We start from the raw sequence: 15206 nt of genomic DNA, 5'->3' as shown, positions 1-15206 counted from the left end.
GTCCGTGCTTCTTCCCGTGTACTACGCCGTTCTCGGAACGCTCGCACTCTTCGGACTTCACCGGCTGGTTCTGTTGCTGGTGCTGCGCCTGGTCCGGTCACCCGCCGCAACGGGAGGCCGGGCCGCAGCCGACGCTGAGGATGAAGCCCCGCCCCGGGTCACTGTCCAGTTGCCAATCTACAACGAGCGCTACGTGGCGCCGCGGCTGGTCGCGGCCGTGCTCGATTTCGACTACCCCGCGGACCGGCTGGAGATCCAGATCCTCGACGACTCGACCGACGACACGAGTGAGAGGGTCGCGGCCGTGGTCGAGGAGGCCTCGGAGCAGGGGCGCCCCCTGCCAGCTGTTCGCCACCTCCGCAGACGCGGTCGCGAGGGCTTCAAGGCGGGGGCCCTGGCTGCCGGTCTGGGCGAGGCGCGGGGCGAGTTGATCGCTGTCTTCGACGCCGACTTCGTTCCCGGTCCCGACTTTCTGCGCCGCACGGTACCGGCCTTCGCCGATCCGACGCTCGGCATGGTCCAGGCGCGCTGGGACCACATGAACCGGGAGGACTCCCTGCTCACGCGCGCCCAGGCCGTGCTGCTCGACGGGCACTTTCTGGTCGAACAGGAGGCACGTTTCCGTTCGGGCTGCTTCTTCAACTTCAACGGCACGGCGGGCGTCTGGAGGCGCCGGGCCATCGAAGACGCGGGCGGCTGGCAGTTCGACACGCTGACGGAGGATCTCGACCTCTCTTACCGCGCGCAGTTGGCCGGCTGGCGCTTTCTGCTGATGACGGACCTCGCGGTGCCGGCGGATCTTCCGGGCCGCGTGAATGACTTCAAGAGTCAACAGCACCGCTGGGCTCGGGGAACGGCCCAGACCCTGCGCAAGCTGCTGCGGCCGATTCTCCAGAGCGCGGTGGGGATGCGGGTCAAGCTGGCGGCGACAGCGCACCTGACTTCGGGCTTCTGCTATCCGCTGCTCGTCTTCCTGGGGCTGCTGCTCCTGCCTGCCATCCTGCTGCGGCAGCAGTCTCCCCACCTGCTGCTGTGGATCGACGCGCCCCTGTTCCTGCTTGGCACGGCGGCGGTAGCAGGCTCCTACGCCGCTGGTCAACGCCGCGCCGGCCGGCCGGGTGCCCGGATGTGGCTGGAAGTGCCGCTCGCCATGTCCGTTGGCATCGGCTTGTCGCTTCACAACTCCGCCGCGGTGGTCACTGGTCTGTTCCGCCGCGGTGGCGTGTTCGCCCGCACGCCCAAGATCCCGGCCGGCGCGCGCAACCCGCCCGCGCAGTACCGCTCGAGCGCCGTCTGGAGTCTCTGGGGCGAGGCCACGCTCGCGCTCTACTTCTGGGTCTGCATCGCGGCCGCCGGTTGGAGCGGCCGCTGGTGGTCCCTTCCCTTCCTGTACCTGTTCGCGCAGGGATACAGTCTGATGGTCCTCGGTGGCGCCTTGCCGCGGTTCGGACAAGGCAAGCGGTTGCCGTAACGACGTCCGTAGGCATACTTCGTAGTCGGCCGTCGATGATTCGCCCCCTTGGAAGACCCACAGCGCCCGCCGCCTCGAGGCAGGTGGACGTGGTCGTTCGGCCGGCGTCGCCGGCCGACGCCCCCTTTCTTCGGCGCTGGCGGTCCGAGCCGGCCGTGCGGCGCTTCCAGCCGCTGCACAACGTCTCGGTGTCCCGGCTGAGGGCGGATCTGGCGTCGCAGCGGCCCCGGGACATCTACCGTGGCCGCGGCGACCGCTACACCTGGCTGGTCGAGGCAGATGGTGAGCGTGCCGGTTGGATCACGCTCGCAATCGTGAACTGGGAGCACGGACTGAGCGAACTGGGGTACGCCCTGGCGACGCGTCACCATGGCCGTGGCGCGATGACCGCGGCCCTGGGCCAGTTGCTGCCCGAGCTGCTGCTCCGCACGCCGCTGGAACGGATCGAGGCCAGGTGCGCGGTCGACAACGAAGCTTCGCGGAAGGTCCTGGAGAAGCTGGGGTTCGTCCAGGAGGGTCTGCTCCGGTCCTACTTCGTTCTCCAGGGCCGCCGTACCGATCACCATCTGTACGCCCTGCTGCGAGAGGACTACATTCCGGATCACCGCTAGGAGGTTGCGCCGCTGAACGCGCACCACGTAGTGCGTTCAGCGGCGCGATCTCCTAGTGAGGTGGGGGCTGGGGCCAAACATGGAGCCTGCGACAGGTTTGGCGGCTCTAGCCCCTCGCGGCCTGCACGCGCTACAGTTGCCACCCCTGAATCGTCAGTTGGGTGGAGGTACGGATGGTGAGTGCTGGAACGGGGCAGGACGCGCGGCCGGGCACGGCCGACTCCGCGCTCGAGGACCTGGAAGCCGGAATCGCATTGTTCTACGAGGATCGTGTCGCGGAGGCAAGAGCGAGGTTCGAGGACGTGGTTGCGGGCGGCGGAGAAAGCCGGTTCGTCATTCGCGCGAAGGACTTTTTGGCGGCGTGCGAGCGGGCCGAACGGTCGGCGGAAGGCAGTCCGGACGATCCCTTCCTCGAGGCCGTGATGGCCCGAAACGAGGGGGAACTGGAACGGACGCTCGAGTTGTGCGAAGGCAAGGGGCGAGACCAGGAGGACCGTTTCGTCTATCTGGCTGCCTGTGTCCGCGCGCTGATGGGAGACCTCGAGGCCGCCCTCGACCTGTTGACAAAGGCGGTGGAACTCGATCCGAAGAACCGGGTTCGGGCGTTCCACGACGGGGACTTCTCTTCACTGGCCGAAGACGAGCGTTTCGTGAAGCTCGTCCATGACCTTAGCGACTGACGTGGCGGACGAGGCCGGCGCGGCCGTTGTTCTCGCTGCCGGTGGCGGCGAGCGGCTGCGCTCCGAGCGGCCGAAGGTCCTGCACCCGGTCGGTGGTCGAGCCCTCGTGGCATGGGTCGTCGCGGCCGCGCGCGAGGTCGGCTGCTCGCCGATCCACATGGTCGTGGGAGGCGGCGCGGAGGAGATCCGCTCGGTTCTCGAGGAGGAGGGGCTGGGCGGCCCGGACATCGTCTGGGTCAAGCAGCGGCAGCCGAAGGGCACTGGCCACGCTCTGCTGTCGGCCCGGGAGTCTCTGCGTGCGGACGGAGCCGTTCTGGTGCTCTCCGGCGACGCGCCCCTGGTGCGGCCGGCGACTCTCCGGGCGCTCCTCGACCAGGCTCACCGCGGCTGGGGCAGCCTCGCCGTAGCCGATGTGGCCAATCCGGGCAGTCTCGGCCGCGTGGTTCTTGGACAGGGGCGACTGGAGCGCATCGTGGAGACGGCCGACGCCAGCAGGCGGGAGCTCGAGCTTCGAACGGTCAATGCCGGGCACTACGCGCTGCCAGTACCCGGGATCTTCGACTGGTTGGAGAAGCTCGACACCGGCAACGACCAGGGCGAGCTCTACCTGACCGATGCGGTTTCCGCGGCGGCGCGCGAGAACCCGGTCGCCTGCGTCAGGGTGGATGACGCCTCCGAAGTCCTCGGCGTCAACTCGCGCGCCGAACTCGCTGCGGTCCAGCGCGTCCTTTACCGACGCAACGTCGAGACTCTTCTTGAAGCCGGGGTCACGGTGCTCGATCCCGAGAGCTTGTGGGTGGATGCCGGCGTGACCGTCGGGCAGGACTCGGTCCTTCACCCGGGCGTCACCCTGCTGGGCGCCAGCCGCGTGGGGCGTGATTGCATCATCCACGCGGGCGTCTGGCTCCGCGACACCGTTCTCGCCGACGAGGTGGACGTGCTGCCCTATTCGGTGCTGGACGGTGCCCGTGTCGCCTCGCGCTGCAGCGTCGGCCCCTTTGCCCGCCTTCGGCCGGAGGCGATCCTGGAGGAGGGCGCGCGGGTCGGCAACTTCGTCGAGGTCAAGAAGTCCACCCTCGGACCGGGCGTCAAGGCATCCCATCTCGCCTACCTGGGCGACTCGTCGGTGGGGGCGGGAGCCAACATCGGCGCCGGGGTCATCACCTGCAACTACGACGGCAAGACGAAGAACCGGACGGTGATCGGCGAAGGAGCGTTCGTCGGCAGCGACACGATCCTGATCGCACCCGTCGAGGTCGGCGCCGGGGGCTACACCGGTGCCGGTTCGGTGATCACCCGGGATGTGCCGGAGGAGACCCTGGCCGTCGGCCGGGCGCGTCAGAAGAACATCAAGCGCCGGCCGCGATGACGGATGTGGACTTCCGTTCCCACCTGAACGCGGAGCAGCTGGCGGCGGTCACCCACGAAGGTGGGCCGCAGCTCGTGATCGCCGGTGCCGGGTCGGGGAAGACTCGCGTCATCACCTACCGGATCGCCTGGCTGATCGCCGAGATGGAAGTCGAGCCCTGGCGGATCGCGGCGGTGACCTTCACCAACAAGGCCGCGGACGAGATGCGCGAGCGCGTCCTCGACCTGGTCGGCGGCGACGCAAATGTCTTCGTCGGCACCTTCCACCGGTTCTGCGTGCGCCTGCTGCGCCGCTATGGGGACCGCGTCGGGCTCCAGTCCGACTTCGCGATCGTGGATGCTCCCGACCAGTTGCGGCTCATCAAGGCGGCTCTTCAGACGGAAGACCTGGACGAACAGACGTTTCAACCTCGCGCGGTCCAGGGACGGATCAGCGCGGCCAAGAACCGGTTGCTCACTCCCGCCGCGTTCGAGCGCGAGGCCGAGGACTTCTTCGACCGCCATGTCGCCGCCGTCTACCGGCGTTACCAGGCTGAGCTGCGCCGGGCTGGCGGCGTCGACTTCGACGATCTGATCGCGCTCGCGGTGCGGGTGCTGCGCGAGGAGGAAGACATCGGTGCGCGCGTTCGGGGACGCTTTCGTCACCTGCTAGTGGACGAGTTCCAGGACACGAATGCGGCGCAGCTCGAGTTGATTCGGCGCCTCGTTCAGGGGCCCGACGGCTCGGTTTCCGGGTTGACCGCGGTCGGCGACGAGGACCAGAGCATCTACGGCTGGCGGGGCGCCGAGATCGACAACCTGCTGCGCTTCGAACGTCACTTCCCGGGCTCCTGTGTCCGCAAGCTGGAGCGCAACTATCGCTCGACACAGAACATTCTTGATGCCTCGGGCGCCGTCATTGCCCGCAACCAGGAGCGGCGCGGCAAGACGCTGTGGACGGATCGGGGTGCTGGCGATCCGTTGCAGCTCTTCTTTGCCGCCGACCACGAGGACGAGGCGCGTTGGGTGGTCCGGCAGGTCGCGGCGCTTCGCGATGACGGCCACGAGTTCGGCGACATGGCGGTTCTCGTGCGAACCAACGCCCAGACGCGGGCGATCGAGGACCAGCTGCTTCGCAGCGAGGTTCCATACTGCCTGGTCGCTGGCGTCCGCTTCTACGAGCGCGCCGAGGTCAGGGACCTGGCGGCGTACCTTCGCGTGATCAGCAATCCCCGGGACAACCTGTCTCTGCGCCGGATCCTGAACCCACCGCGGCGCGGCATCGGCCGCAGGACCGAGGAACTCCTGCTGGCCCGCGCGGCGAAGATGGGCCACTCGCTGTGGGACGCGATCCGGCTCGACCCGCTACAGGAGCTGCCGGCGCGGAACCGGCGTGCGGTCGATGACTTCCGGGGTCTGATCGAGGCGCTGCGGAAGGAAGCGGAGCGTCAGCCGCTGGCGGAACTCGTGCGGGGGACGATCGTCGCGGCCGGGTTCGAGAACCTGTACGGCAAGGGCGACGAGGAAGGGCGCGAGCGGCTGGACAACCTCGGCGAACTGGTTTCGTCGGCACGGGACTTCCAGGCCCTGCACGGCTTCAGCGACCTGCCCGCGCGCGTCCCGACCGCGGCGGTCCCGACCCTCGACGATCCGCTGGGTCCGGGCGCCGACGAGACGGACGAGGAGCCGTCGACGAGTCCGCTGACGAACTTCCTCGACTACGTCTCCCTGGTCAGCGACACGGACGGACTGAACGCGGAACTCGGCGTCGCCGTCATGACCCTCCACAGTGCCAAGGGCCTGGAGTACGAGGCCGTCTTCGTGACGGGGCTCGAGGACGGTCTGCTGCCGCACTTCCACGCCGGTGGCGGCGCGCGGGACATCGAGGAGGAGAGGCGGCTGTTCTACGTCGGCATGACCCGTGCCGAGCGGCGGTTGTTCCTGAGCGGCTGCCGCCGCCGGATGGTCGCCGGCGTGTTCCAGGATCAGCAGCCCTCACCCTTCCTCATCGATGTGCCGGAAGAACTCATGGAAACCGCCCAGAGCCCGGAGATCTACGCCGGACCGCGCACCGCGGGTGTACGCAGCTTCTTCGGCGCCGATCGCACCGCGGGTGGCCGGTACCGGCCGCCGGCGCCCCCGAGCGGAAGGCGGCCGCCGGCGGGCGGGCCGTTCAAGCCGGCAGGGGGGGGCTTGCGGCCGGGTGCCTATGTCCGTCACGCCACGCTGGGCAAGGGCGTCGTTCTACATCTCGACGGCCAGGGAGAAAACGCCAAGCTGACGGTCTTCTTCGACAAGGCCGGCAAACGGAAGCTGGTCCGCCGCTATGCCCCGCTGGAGGTTCTCTGAGCATCGGCGTGCTGCTACACTCCGGCGCCTGCCTGTCGGGGCGTGGCGCAGTCTGGTAGCGCACCTGCCTTGGGCGCAGGGGGTCCTCAGTTCAAATCTGGGCGCCCCGATATCGCTCGCATGCTCAGGCCTCGGCTACCCTGTCGCTTTCGTCTGCCTGTAGCTCAGCTGGATAGAGCGGCGGCCTTCTAAGCCGCGGGTCGGGGGTTCGAGTCCCTCCAGGCAGGCCAATCATCTTGGAGTCCTTGATCGGAATGTCTGGTGGGTGTAGCTCAACCGGTAGAGCGCTTGATTGTGGTTCAAGTGGTTGGGGGTTCAAGTCCCCTCACCCACCCCATCTTCCTTCTCTCAGCATCCTCCCGTTCACGCGCCCGTAGCTCAGCTGGATAGAGCGACGGCCTCCGGAGCCGTAGGTCAGGGGTTCGAATCCCTTCGGGCGCACCACATTCCCGGCCGGCGCTACCGTGCGTCGAGTCTCGCCAGGCACTCCTCGACCACGGGGTCGGGATCCAACCGCTCCATGCACGCGAAGTCGCCGCGGCTGCAGGTGCGGCGCCAGCACGGCTGGCACTCCAGCCGCTGATCGAGCCGTACGGAAGCCGACCTCGGTCCGTAGGGACCGTTCCTGGATGGATCCGTCGGCCCGAACACGGAGACGCACGGAACGTCGAGTGCCGCCGCCAGGTGGGCCGGACCCGAGTCACAGCCCAGAAACAGAGCCGCGTGTCGCAACAGGGTTGCCAGATCGCGCAGATCGGTCGGCGGTGCAAGCAGGACTGGCAAGCCGGTCCCGGCGTTGGCCACGATCGTCTCCGCCGACCGCCGTTCACCCTCGTCCGCCCAGACGACGACGACCGGCAAGCCGCGGTCACGCGACAGACGCCGCACCGCGACTGCAAAGTAGCCCTCTGGCCAGCGCTTCGTGCGCCAGATCGTTCCCGGCGATACGACCGCATAGCCGCCGGCGCGAAGGCCGTGGCGCTCGAGGAAGACGAGCGCTTCGCGCTGGGCGTAGTCAGGCAGCCGCCACTCCGCGATGGGGTCTTGGTCGGCCAATCCCGAGGAGCGGACCAGCGCCAGGTTGCGGTCTACGACGTGAGTCACCGCTGGGGGGACGGCGAAGCGGTGGTTCAGGAACAGGCGGTTCAGTTCGCGGCTGCCCAGCGCCGGTCCACCGCGGAAACCCACTCGCTGCCGGGCGCCGCTCAGCCAGGCGACAAGTCCACTCTTCGTGAGCCCCTGGACATCGATTGCCGCGTCGTAGCGGCAGCTCCTGAGTTCGCGGCGAAAACGGCTGAACGCCTCGAACCGCGCAGCGATGCCGCGAGTCCGGCGGGGGTAGATATGGAAGCGGTCCACGCCGGGGCAGCCGCGCAGGAGAGTTGCGGACGGTTCCTGAATCGCCCAGCCGATGAACGCGTCCGGGTGGGCGCGGCGAAGGGCCGCCGCCACCGGGACCGCGTGCAGGCAGTCGCCGATGGCCGACAGCCGCACCAGGAGGACACGAAGCCGTCGGGTGGGTTTCTCCGTGGTTGTCATTGCCGTCGTGTCGCCATCTCGTCAGAGCATACGGCTCGCGCTCGCATCCGCTTGGCATACTTCCGAACATGCACGACAAACCGGACGCCGATTCGCCGCTGGTTCGGCCGCCCGTGTTTGACCGGATCGCCGTCCGCCTGCTCGTGACGGCGGTGGTGGCCGGAGCGCTCACGGTACCGATCGTCATGCTCTGGCGCGACTTCAGCTGGTTGATGGCGCTCTCGAGTGCCGCCGGCATCGCCTTTCTCATCTTCTTTAGCGGCCGCGCCGTGCGGGTTCTCAACTTCGAGTGGCGCCGGCCGCCCTTCGAGCGGGAGGAGTAGGGCGGTGGAGAGGGTCCGTCCCTGGCGCGTCGAAGCCGACCGCCCGGTCTTCGAACATCCGCGGCTCCAGGTCGAGATGCAGGAACTCCGTGCCGGTGCCGACCGGCGGGAGGCGCTGGTCCTGCGGTCGGCGGATTGGGTCAACGTGATTCCCCTGATCGAGTCCGAGGCCGCGAAGGGCGGGCCGACGGTTGTGTTCATCCGCCAGTGGCGCTTCGGGCGCGCAGAGGTTTCGCTCGAGATTCCCGGCGGCATCGTCGAAGCGGGCGAGGACGCGGGCGTTGCCGCGGGACGCGAGCTGCACGAAGAGACCGGGTACCGGGCCGGCAGGATCGAGCGCCTGGGCGTGGTCGAGCCGAATCCGGCCATCTTCGACAACGTGTGTTCGTTGTGGCTGGCCCGCAATCTGGTCCTCACCGGCGATCCGATCGGTGACGGCAGCGAGGAGCTGGAGGTCGTGCTGGTGCCGCTGTGCGAGGTCCCCGATCGGATCGCGAGCGGCGAGATCCGTCATTCGCTCGTCGTCACCGCCTTCTACTTCTTCGGCCGCCGCTACGGATTCTCTTGAGCGAACGTCAAGAGCGGCCCGTCCGGGCCACGTCTCGCCATGGCGCCGCACCGCTTCGAGGCGTTTCCTTCGACGCCACGGGGACGCTCTTCGCCTGTCCGCGCCGCGGGGAGATCTACGCGGAAGTCCTTGCCCGGCACGGTCACAAGGTGGCGGCCGGCGACATCGAGACCGTCTTCTTGACCGCCTGGAGCGAACTCGATTGCCGGCTCGGACGGGGCGAGGACCGCTACAGCAGCCATCCGGAGGGAGCCCGAGGCTTCTGGCGCGAACTGCTCAGGAGATCGTGCGCGCTGCTCGGGAGGGAAGACCCCGGGCGTTTTGCAGCGGCCGAGCTGTTCGCGCGCTTCGAGCACGCCGATGCCTGGGAGCTTCGCCCCGGCGCCCGCGAGGTGTTGGCCGAACTACGGCGACGGGGTCTGCGCGTGGCGGTGACGAGCAACTGGGACCGTCGGCTGCCCCGCGTGTTGACGAACCTCGGTCTGGCCGGCGACATCGACGCCGTGATCTGCTCCGAGGACGTGGGGTCGGCGAAGCCGGCGGAGGCGATCTTCCTTTCCGCCTGCCGCGCCCTGGAGCTGGAGCCGGTCTCGGTTCTCCACGTCGGCGACGGCAAGATCGAGGATCGCGAGGGTGCGGTCGCGGCGGGCCTGAGCGCGCTATGGCTCAACGCGGAGGAAGGCGACATCGGGGCGCTCGAAGAGGTGCTGGACTACGTGCCGAGCTGACGGCCTCGCTGCTACACTGGTTCTCGGCGGAGAGTGCGCTATGAAGATCTCGACCAAGGGCGAGTACGGTATCCGCGCCATGCTGTACGTGGCGATGCACTCGGAGGGGGAGCCGGTACCGAGCCACGAGATCGCGGTCAACCAGGGTATTCCGGAGCCGTATCTGCGCCAGATCCTGGCTGCCCTGGCCCGCTTCCAGTTGATCCGCTCGAACCGGGGCCCTCAGGGAGGGCACCTTCTGGGGCGGCCGGCCGGGGACATCTCGATGCACGACATCCTGGTCGCGCTGGAGGGGCACACGACGTCGATCGACCACATCCTGGCCCAGCCCTGCACGATCGGCGTTGGGCCCAAGCACTGCGCCATCCGGGAGGTCTTCCTCAATGTGAAGGAGGCGGTCGAGAACATCCTCTGCAATCTGAGCCTCGCCGACCTGGCCGAACGCCAGCAGGAGGTCTGCGAGTGCAAGATCGAGATCCCGCACGACCTGCCGCCTGAGCGCCTTCATGGTCCGGGGCGGCCGCTGCACGTGGTGAGCGACTGAGGGGCGGGGGCGGGACGCCGCGCCGATCGAACCGTCGGCGTGGCGGTCGAACTGCCGCGCTGCTCCTGGGCCCGGTCGTGGCGCTCGCCTGGGCGTGCATCGTGCCGGCGGATCCGCCGCCGCTTCAGGACGGCGAACTGGAGAGCGTTGCGGTGGAGCCGCCGCGCGACTCGGTGTTCCGGCCGGACGAGGATCAGAGGGAGGTTCGGGGGCCGGTGGCCGAGCTCGGCGGTCGCCTGCCTGGCGCCTTTCCGGAGGGCTTCCCGCTTCCGGACGGATCGACGGTGTTCGACTTCGGCGAGGTCGAGCAGACGGGTGAGGGCGAGGAAGCGCCGGCAGTGGAGTTCGTCAATCTGCGCCTGCCGCTGGGCGCTCCGGCCGCGCGGGAATGGCTTCTGCGGGAGGCGCAGTCGGCGGGTTGGCGTGTCGCGCTCGGAGACACCATGACCTTCCGGCGCGACAACGAGTGGGTGCGCGTCGCGATCGAACCGGGCCGCACCGCCAGCAGCGCGGCCGCTCGCTTCGAGTACCCGAAGTCCTGAGCGCGGACGCTGCTACCATCCTGCAGGGGCCGCCTACCGGGCGGTCGGACGGCAAGGATGCAGATCAGGTGACCGACACGGGTCCGTTGACGCTCAAGCGCGCCGAGAAGTACGGCTTCTGCGCCGGCGTGCGCATCGCCGACCGAACGGTGCGAAAACTGGCCGCGGAAGGTCGGAGCGGGCAGATTCTGGGTCAGTTGGTGCACAACGAGCGGGTCGTTTCGGATCTCGTGCAGCTTGGCTTTGCCACCGCCTCGTCGCTCGACGAGGTAGGAACGGGGACCATCGTCTTCTCGGCGCACGGCGTACCGCCGTCGTTTCATCGCCGGGCCCTGGAGCGGGGCCTGCTGGTGGTCGACACGACCTGCCCCTTCGTCTACGACGTCCACGAAGAGGCCCGACAGGCGCTCGAAGCGGGGGTTCACGCGGTGTTCATCGGCGATTCCACCCATCGCGAGGTGATCGGCTACACCCGCGATCTCGATCCCGACGACTACGACGTCGCGCTGACGACGGAAGATGTCGAGCGGATCGACTTCGACCGCCATCCGAGGGTGAAGATCTTCTACCAGACCACGCTGAACAGCGAGGAGTACGAGAACGTGGCTCGGGCGATCGAGAGCGCGGCGGAATGTGCCGAGCGTGCGGACACGATCTGCTACGCGACCAAGGAAAACCAGGATGCGGCGCGCGCCCTGGCGGCCGATCCGGCGATCGACTGCATCGTCGTCGTCGGTGGGCGGCACAGCGCGAACACGAAGCACCTGTGGGAGATTTGCCGGGACACCCAGCCGCGAAGCTATCTCGTTCACGGTTCGGACGATCTGCGGGCGGACTGGTTCGCGGACTGCCGGGCGGTGGGAGTCACCGCGGGCGCCTCGACGCCGGATGCGATGATCGAGGAGGTCGAAGGCGCGATCCGATCGCTCACCGCGTCGGCGCGGCCAGCCGGGAAACTGCGGGTCTCGGAGGCCGCCACTTGAGGGTCCTGGTGATCGGCAACGGCGGCCGGGAGCACGCCCTCTGCTGGCTCATCCGCGCGCGGGCGCCGGGGACGGAACTCTACTGTGCTCCGGGCAGCCCGGGTACCGAGGAGTGCGGCGAGAGCGTCGCCATCGACGTTTCGGACACCCTGGGGCTCGCCGGATTCGCGGCCGAACGTGGTATCGACCTCACCGTCGTCGGCCCCGAACTGCCGCTGTCCCTCGGCGTCGTGGACGCGTTTCGAGAGCGCGGCCTGCGTATCTTCGGCCCCTCGCGCGCCGCCGCGCGGCTGGAGAGCTCAAAGGTCTTCGCCAAGGAGTTCATGCACCGGCACGGCGTGCCGACCTCCGACTTCGTGGTCGCGGAAGACCGGGAGAGCGCCGGGCGGGCCGCGACGCGTTTCGGACCGCGGGCGGTGCTCAAGGCCGATGGGCTTGCTGCCGGCAAGGGCGTGCTGATCGTGTCTTCGCCGGAGGAACTGGAGGCCGCCCTGGACGTGTTCTTCGTCGACCGGCGCTTCGGTTCGGCCGGCGCCCGCGTCCTGGTCGAACCCTTCGTGCTCGGCGAGGAGGTGTCCTTCATCGGGTTCTGCGACGGCCGGCGGGTGTTGCCGCTGGCGACGTCAAAGGACTACAAGCGGATCGGTGACGACGACGCCGGCCCGAACACCGGCGGCATGGGCGCCCACAGCCCGGCGGGAATCGTCTCCGAGGCGCAGGTCGAGGACATCATGAACGACGTGATGGAACGCACGGTGGCTGGCATGGCCGCCGACGGTACGCCGTTTTCCGGCGTGCTCTACGCGGGCCTGATGATGAGTCCGGACGGTCCCCAGGTGCTCGAGTTCAACGTCCGGCTCGGCGATCCGGAGGCGCAGGCGCTGCTGCTGCGGCTGGAGGAGGATCCGGTCGACCTGTTTGCCGCCGGCGCCGAAGGCGACTTCGGACGCTCTGAACTCGCCTTCCGCGCCGGCGCTTCGGCCTGCCTCGTACTGGCCAACCACGGTTACCCGGGGGAGGCGGCCTCGGGAGACGTGATCGAAGGGATCGAAGCCGCCCGGGCCTGCGAGGGTGTCGTCGTCTTCCACGCCGGTACGGCTCGCCGGAATGGCGAGGTCATCGCCACAGGTGGGCGGGTCCTGAACGTCTGCGCGGTCGGCGAGGACCTCGGTCAGGCGCTTTCCCGCGCCTACGAAGGCGCGGACCGGATCAACTGGCCGGCCAAGGCGATGCGTTCGGATATCGGCCGGCGCGTGCTCGCGTCAGGGGCTGGCCTGTCTTGAGTTGCGGTGGCTGCAGCTTTGCCGGTCAGTCGACGGCGGTGGAGGACACGTTCGTCGGCGTACGGTTCGGCGACGAGACGAACCTCACCCTGTGCCGTACGGGAGGCGAACTGCTGGCCCGTGGCGACGAGGTGATCGTGTCGATGAAGCCGGGGCCGGCCTACGGCCGGGTCGAGAAGTCGCCCATGCCGGTATTCAAGCCGTGCCAGAAGTCGAGCGCCCGGCCGCTGCTACGCCGGGCCGACGATGCCGATCGAGCGGCGAGAGAGCGGCAACTGTCCAACGAGGTGCGCGGCAAGGCGTTCTGCCGTGAGCGCGCGCGGGCGCTCAGCCTGGAGATGAAGGTCTCGCGAGTCGACTTCAGCCTGGATGGACGCCACGCGACGTTCTACTTCACCGCCGACCGGCGGGTCGATTTCCGGCAGTTGCTGCGCGATCTGAAGGCCCGCTTCAAGACGCGGGTGCGGCTCGTTCATGTCGGGCCGCGGGACGAGGCGCGGCTGTTGGGCGGCGTCGGCATCTGCGGCAGGACGCTGTGCTGTTCCACCTGGATCGACGACTTCAGGCCGATCTCGATCCAGATGGCGAAACGCCAGGGTCTGAGCCTGAACCCGTCCAAGATCTCCGGACAGTGCGGCAGGCTCCTGTGCTGCCTGGCGTACGAGGACGACGACTATCGCCGCCGCCGGCCGGGCCGTGAAGGATCCTGGTCGGGCCGCGGCGGCAACGCGCTCCCCGTTCTGAGCTGACTCAGGAAGCGCCGCGGCGGCTCAGCACCGCCGGGATCGTCTTCAACATGATCTTGAAGTCGAGCGTGGGCGACCAAGTGTCGATGTACTCCAGGTCGAGTTCCATCCAGCGGTCGAAGTCCAGGTCGCTCCGGCCGCTGACCTGCCAGAGACAGGTGATGCCCGGCTTCATCGACAGTCGACGTCGCTGCCGCCTCGTGTACGGTTCCTTTTCCTCGAGAGGCCGTGGGCCGACGATGCTCATGTCTCCGCGCACGACGTTCCAGAACTGCGGGAGTTCGTCGAGACTGAACTTGCGCAGGTAGTGCCCGAGGGGTGTGATCCGCGGGTCGCGGTCCATCTTGAACGCCGGGCCGCCCATCGTGTTCAAGTGCTTCAGCTCGCCGCGCCTGGCATCGGCGTCAGCAACCATGGTGCGGAGCTTGTACATGGTGAACCGGCGGCCGTTCAGCCCGCAGCGCGTTTGCCGGTACAGCACCGAGCCGGACGAAGTGATCTTGATCAGCAGTGCCAGCACGAGCATCACGGGCAGGCTGATCGCCAGCAGGACGACACCGAGGCAGATGTCGTAGGAGCGCTTGAACGCCAGAAGGGGAAGGCTGGAAGGCGCGGGCGACAGAGTGACCACGGGTCGTCCGGCAAACGAGTCGAGTTGAACCTGGCTGTGGGTGGGCGGGAGGAGATCGAGCGCGATGCGGGTCTGGATGCCCTGCTCCTGCAGCGCTTCGAAGATCTGCTGAAGCGCGGGTAGCTCGTTGGGAGTGACGGCGAAGAACACATCGTCGACCACGTGCTCGGAGACGATGCGCAGGATGTCGTCGACGCCTCCCCACACGGGTCGCGCGGTGTTGGCGGGCCTGCTCCCGTCGGTGTGGATCAGGCCGACGATCCTGAGGCCCCAGTAGGAGTGATCTTCGATCGACTCGGCGAGTTGCCGGGCCGCCTCCGGGGTGCCCGCGATGAGCACGGCCCGCTGGTTGAGACCGTGCTGGCGGAGGTCACGGGCGAGAATGCGCATAGCGATCTTCTCGGCCAGCAGCAGCACGCAGGAGAGGCCGGAGAAGAGAATCAGCCAGGTGCGGCTGAGGCGGTCCTGCAGCAGGATCTGGTCCAGTTGGAGGACGAAGACGGCGAACAGGATCAGGAGGGTCGCCGCGGCTGTCACCTTGAGAATCGCGGTCGCCTCGGTCCTCAGGTCGGCGGTGCGATGAGATCGGTAGCGCCGGGTGGCGATCAGGGGCGCCATCCAGGTCAGGAGCGCGAGCGGCAGCAGTGGCAAATGGTCGCTCAGCGGATAGAGCGGACGGGGAAAGAGACCTGGCAGCACCTGTGGAAACAGCCAGCTGCGGATCGCGTAGGCGAGAAAGAACGCGGCCGCCACGAGCGACAGGTCGAGTGCGAGAACCAGGGCGGCTTGCAGCCGAATGCGCTGTTTCAACATGGTTCGGAGTCTGGGAGCACTCCCGGTTTGGGAGTCTAACCGTCTACG

General features: G+C 68.3%; 15 protein-coding genes and 4 tRNA genes. 17 read left to right on the top strand and 2 right to left on the bottom strand.

Going from position 1 to position 15206, the window contains the following annotated elements:
* The first annotated feature begins 4 nt into the window (after positions 1–4).
* The 9 genes from OXG83_10785 to OXG83_10745 all read left to right on the top strand — a co-directional run bounded on the left by OXG83_10785 (position 5) and on the right by OXG83_10745 (position 6902).
* Positions 5–1471, top strand: coding sequence for a glycosyltransferase (locus OXG83_10785; GenBank protein ID MCY3965513.1), 1467 nt, complete (start codon positions 5–7; stop codon positions 1469–1471).
* Between the two features lie 35 nt (positions 1472–1506).
* On the top strand, positions 1507–2082 hold the full coding sequence (locus tag OXG83_10780; protein ID MCY3965512.1) for a GNAT family N-acetyltransferase: 576 nt from the start codon (positions 1507–1509) through the stop codon (positions 2080–2082).
* Between the two features lie 173 nt (positions 2083–2255).
* A complete protein-coding gene (locus OXG83_10775; GenBank protein MCY3965511.1) occupies positions 2256–2762 on the top strand; it encodes a hypothetical protein in 507 nt (168 codons plus the stop codon).
* The gene (gene glmU, locus OXG83_10770) at positions 2746–4131 is read left to right on the top strand and encodes a bifunctional UDP-N-acetylglucosamine diphosphorylase/glucosamine-1-phosphate N-acetyltransferase GlmU (protein MCY3965510.1); all 1386 of its coding nucleotides are present in this window, start codon (positions 2746–2748) and stop codon (positions 4129–4131) included. The genes OXG83_10775 and glmU overlap by 17 nt, the downstream gene beginning before the upstream one ends.
* Positions 4128–6458, top strand: a complete 2331-nt coding sequence (locus tag OXG83_10765) for a UvrD-helicase domain-containing protein (GenBank protein MCY3965509.1) — start codon at positions 4128–4130, stop codon at positions 6456–6458. The genes glmU and OXG83_10765 overlap by 4 nt, the downstream gene beginning before the upstream one ends.
* 36 nt (positions 6459–6494) lie before the next feature.
* Positions 6495–6568, top strand: a tRNA-Pro gene (locus OXG83_10760).
* 43 nt (positions 6569–6611) lie between these two features.
* A tRNA-Arg gene (locus OXG83_10755) sits at positions 6612–6688 on the top strand.
* A 31-nt stretch (positions 6689–6719) separates the two neighbouring features.
* Positions 6720–6795: transfer RNA gene (locus tag OXG83_10750), tRNA-His, on the top strand.
* Positions 6796–6825: 30 nt separating this feature from the next.
* Positions 6826–6902 (top strand) — tRNA-Arg (locus OXG83_10745).
* 15 nt (positions 6903–6917) lie between these two features.
* Here OXG83_10745 and OXG83_10740 read toward each other — a convergent pair.
* The gene (locus OXG83_10740) at positions 6918–7997 is read right to left on the bottom strand and encodes a glycosyltransferase family 9 protein (protein ID MCY3965508.1); all 1080 of its coding nucleotides are present in this window, start codon (positions 7995–7997) and stop codon (positions 6918–6920) included.
* A 68-nt stretch (positions 7998–8065) separates the two neighbouring features.
* Between OXG83_10740 and OXG83_10735 the strand changes: the two genes are divergently transcribed.
* The 8 genes from OXG83_10735 to ricT all read left to right on the top strand — a co-directional run bounded on the left by OXG83_10735 (position 8066) and on the right by ricT (position 13717).
* Positions 8066–8320, top strand: a complete 255-nt coding sequence (locus OXG83_10735; GenBank protein ID MCY3965507.1) for a hypothetical protein — start codon at positions 8066–8068, stop codon at positions 8318–8320.
* 4 nt (positions 8321–8324) lie between these two features.
* Entirely contained in the window at positions 8325–8888 is a 564-nt protein-coding gene (locus OXG83_10730) for an NUDIX hydrolase (GenBank protein MCY3965506.1), read from the top strand.
* A complete protein-coding gene (locus OXG83_10725) occupies positions 8885–9616 on the top strand; it encodes an HAD-IA family hydrolase (protein ID MCY3965505.1) in 732 nt (243 codons plus the stop codon). The genes OXG83_10730 and OXG83_10725 overlap by 4 nt, the downstream gene beginning before the upstream one ends.
* 40 nt (positions 9617–9656) lie before the next feature.
* Entirely contained in the window at positions 9657–10160 is a 504-nt protein-coding gene (locus tag OXG83_10720) for an Rrf2 family transcriptional regulator (protein ID MCY3965504.1), read from the top strand.
* Positions 10161–10237: 77 nt separating this feature from the next.
* A complete protein-coding gene (locus tag OXG83_10715; protein ID MCY3965503.1) occupies positions 10238–10702 on the top strand; it encodes a hypothetical protein in 465 nt (154 codons plus the stop codon).
* A 68-nt stretch (positions 10703–10770) separates the two neighbouring features.
* Positions 10771–11685: a 4-hydroxy-3-methylbut-2-enyl diphosphate reductase gene (gene ispH, locus OXG83_10710; protein MCY3965502.1), complete on the top strand. Its 915-nt coding sequence runs from the start codon at positions 10771–10773 to the stop codon at positions 11683–11685.
* A complete protein-coding gene (gene purD / locus OXG83_10705; GenBank protein MCY3965501.1) occupies positions 11682–12968 on the top strand; it encodes a phosphoribosylamine--glycine ligase in 1287 nt (428 codons plus the stop codon). The genes ispH and purD overlap by 4 nt, the downstream gene beginning before the upstream one ends.
* Positions 12969–13105: 137 nt before the next feature.
* Entirely contained in the window at positions 13106–13717 is a 612-nt protein-coding gene (gene ricT / locus OXG83_10700) for a regulatory iron-sulfur-containing complex subunit RicT (GenBank protein ID MCY3965500.1), read from the top strand.
* A gap of 1 nt (position 13718) precedes the next feature.
* On the opposite strand, the gene OXG83_10695 is transcribed toward ricT, so the two are convergent.
* The gene (locus OXG83_10695) at positions 13719–15158 is read right to left on the bottom strand and encodes a sugar transferase (protein ID MCY3965499.1); all 1440 of its coding nucleotides are present in this window, start codon (positions 15156–15158) and stop codon (positions 13719–13721) included.
* Positions 15159–15206: the final 48 nt, after the last annotated feature.

The sequence above is a fragment of the Acidobacteriota bacterium genome, assembly GCA_026707545.1.
GTDB lineage: Bacteria > Acidobacteriota > Thermoanaerobaculia > Multivoradales > Multivoraceae > Multivorans.
This window is presented reverse-complemented; position numbering and strand designations above follow the sequence as displayed.

Bases quoted from the DNA above. Each gene is read 5' to 3' on its own strand.
- glmU (MCY3965510.1), top strand. From the start codon at position 2,746: ATGACCTTAGCGACTGACGTGGCGGACGAGGCCGGCGCGGCCGTTGTT.
- OXG83_10775 (MCY3965511.1), top strand. From the start codon at position 2,256: ATGGTGAGTGCTGGAACGGGGCAGGACGCGCGGCCGGGCACGGCCGAC.
- OXG83_10720 (MCY3965504.1), top strand. From the start codon at position 9,657: ATGAAGATCTCGACCAAGGGCGAGTACGGTATCCGCGCCATGCTGTAC.
- OXG83_10695 (MCY3965499.1), bottom strand. From the start codon at position 15,158: ATGTTGAAACAGCGCATTCGGCTGCAAGCCGCCCTGGTTCTCGCACTC.
- OXG83_10765 (MCY3965509.1), top strand. From the start codon at position 4,128: ATGACGGATGTGGACTTCCGTTCCCACCTGAACGCGGAGCAGCTGGCG.
- OXG83_10740 (MCY3965508.1), bottom strand. From the start codon at position 7,997: ATGACAACCACGGAGAAACCCACCCGACGGCTTCGTGTCCTCCTGGTG.
- OXG83_10735 (MCY3965507.1), top strand. From the start codon at position 8,066: ATGCACGACAAACCGGACGCCGATTCGCCGCTGGTTCGGCCGCCCGTG.
- OXG83_10780 (MCY3965512.1), top strand. From the start codon at position 1,507: ATGATTCGCCCCCTTGGAAGACCCACAGCGCCCGCCGCCTCGAGGCAG.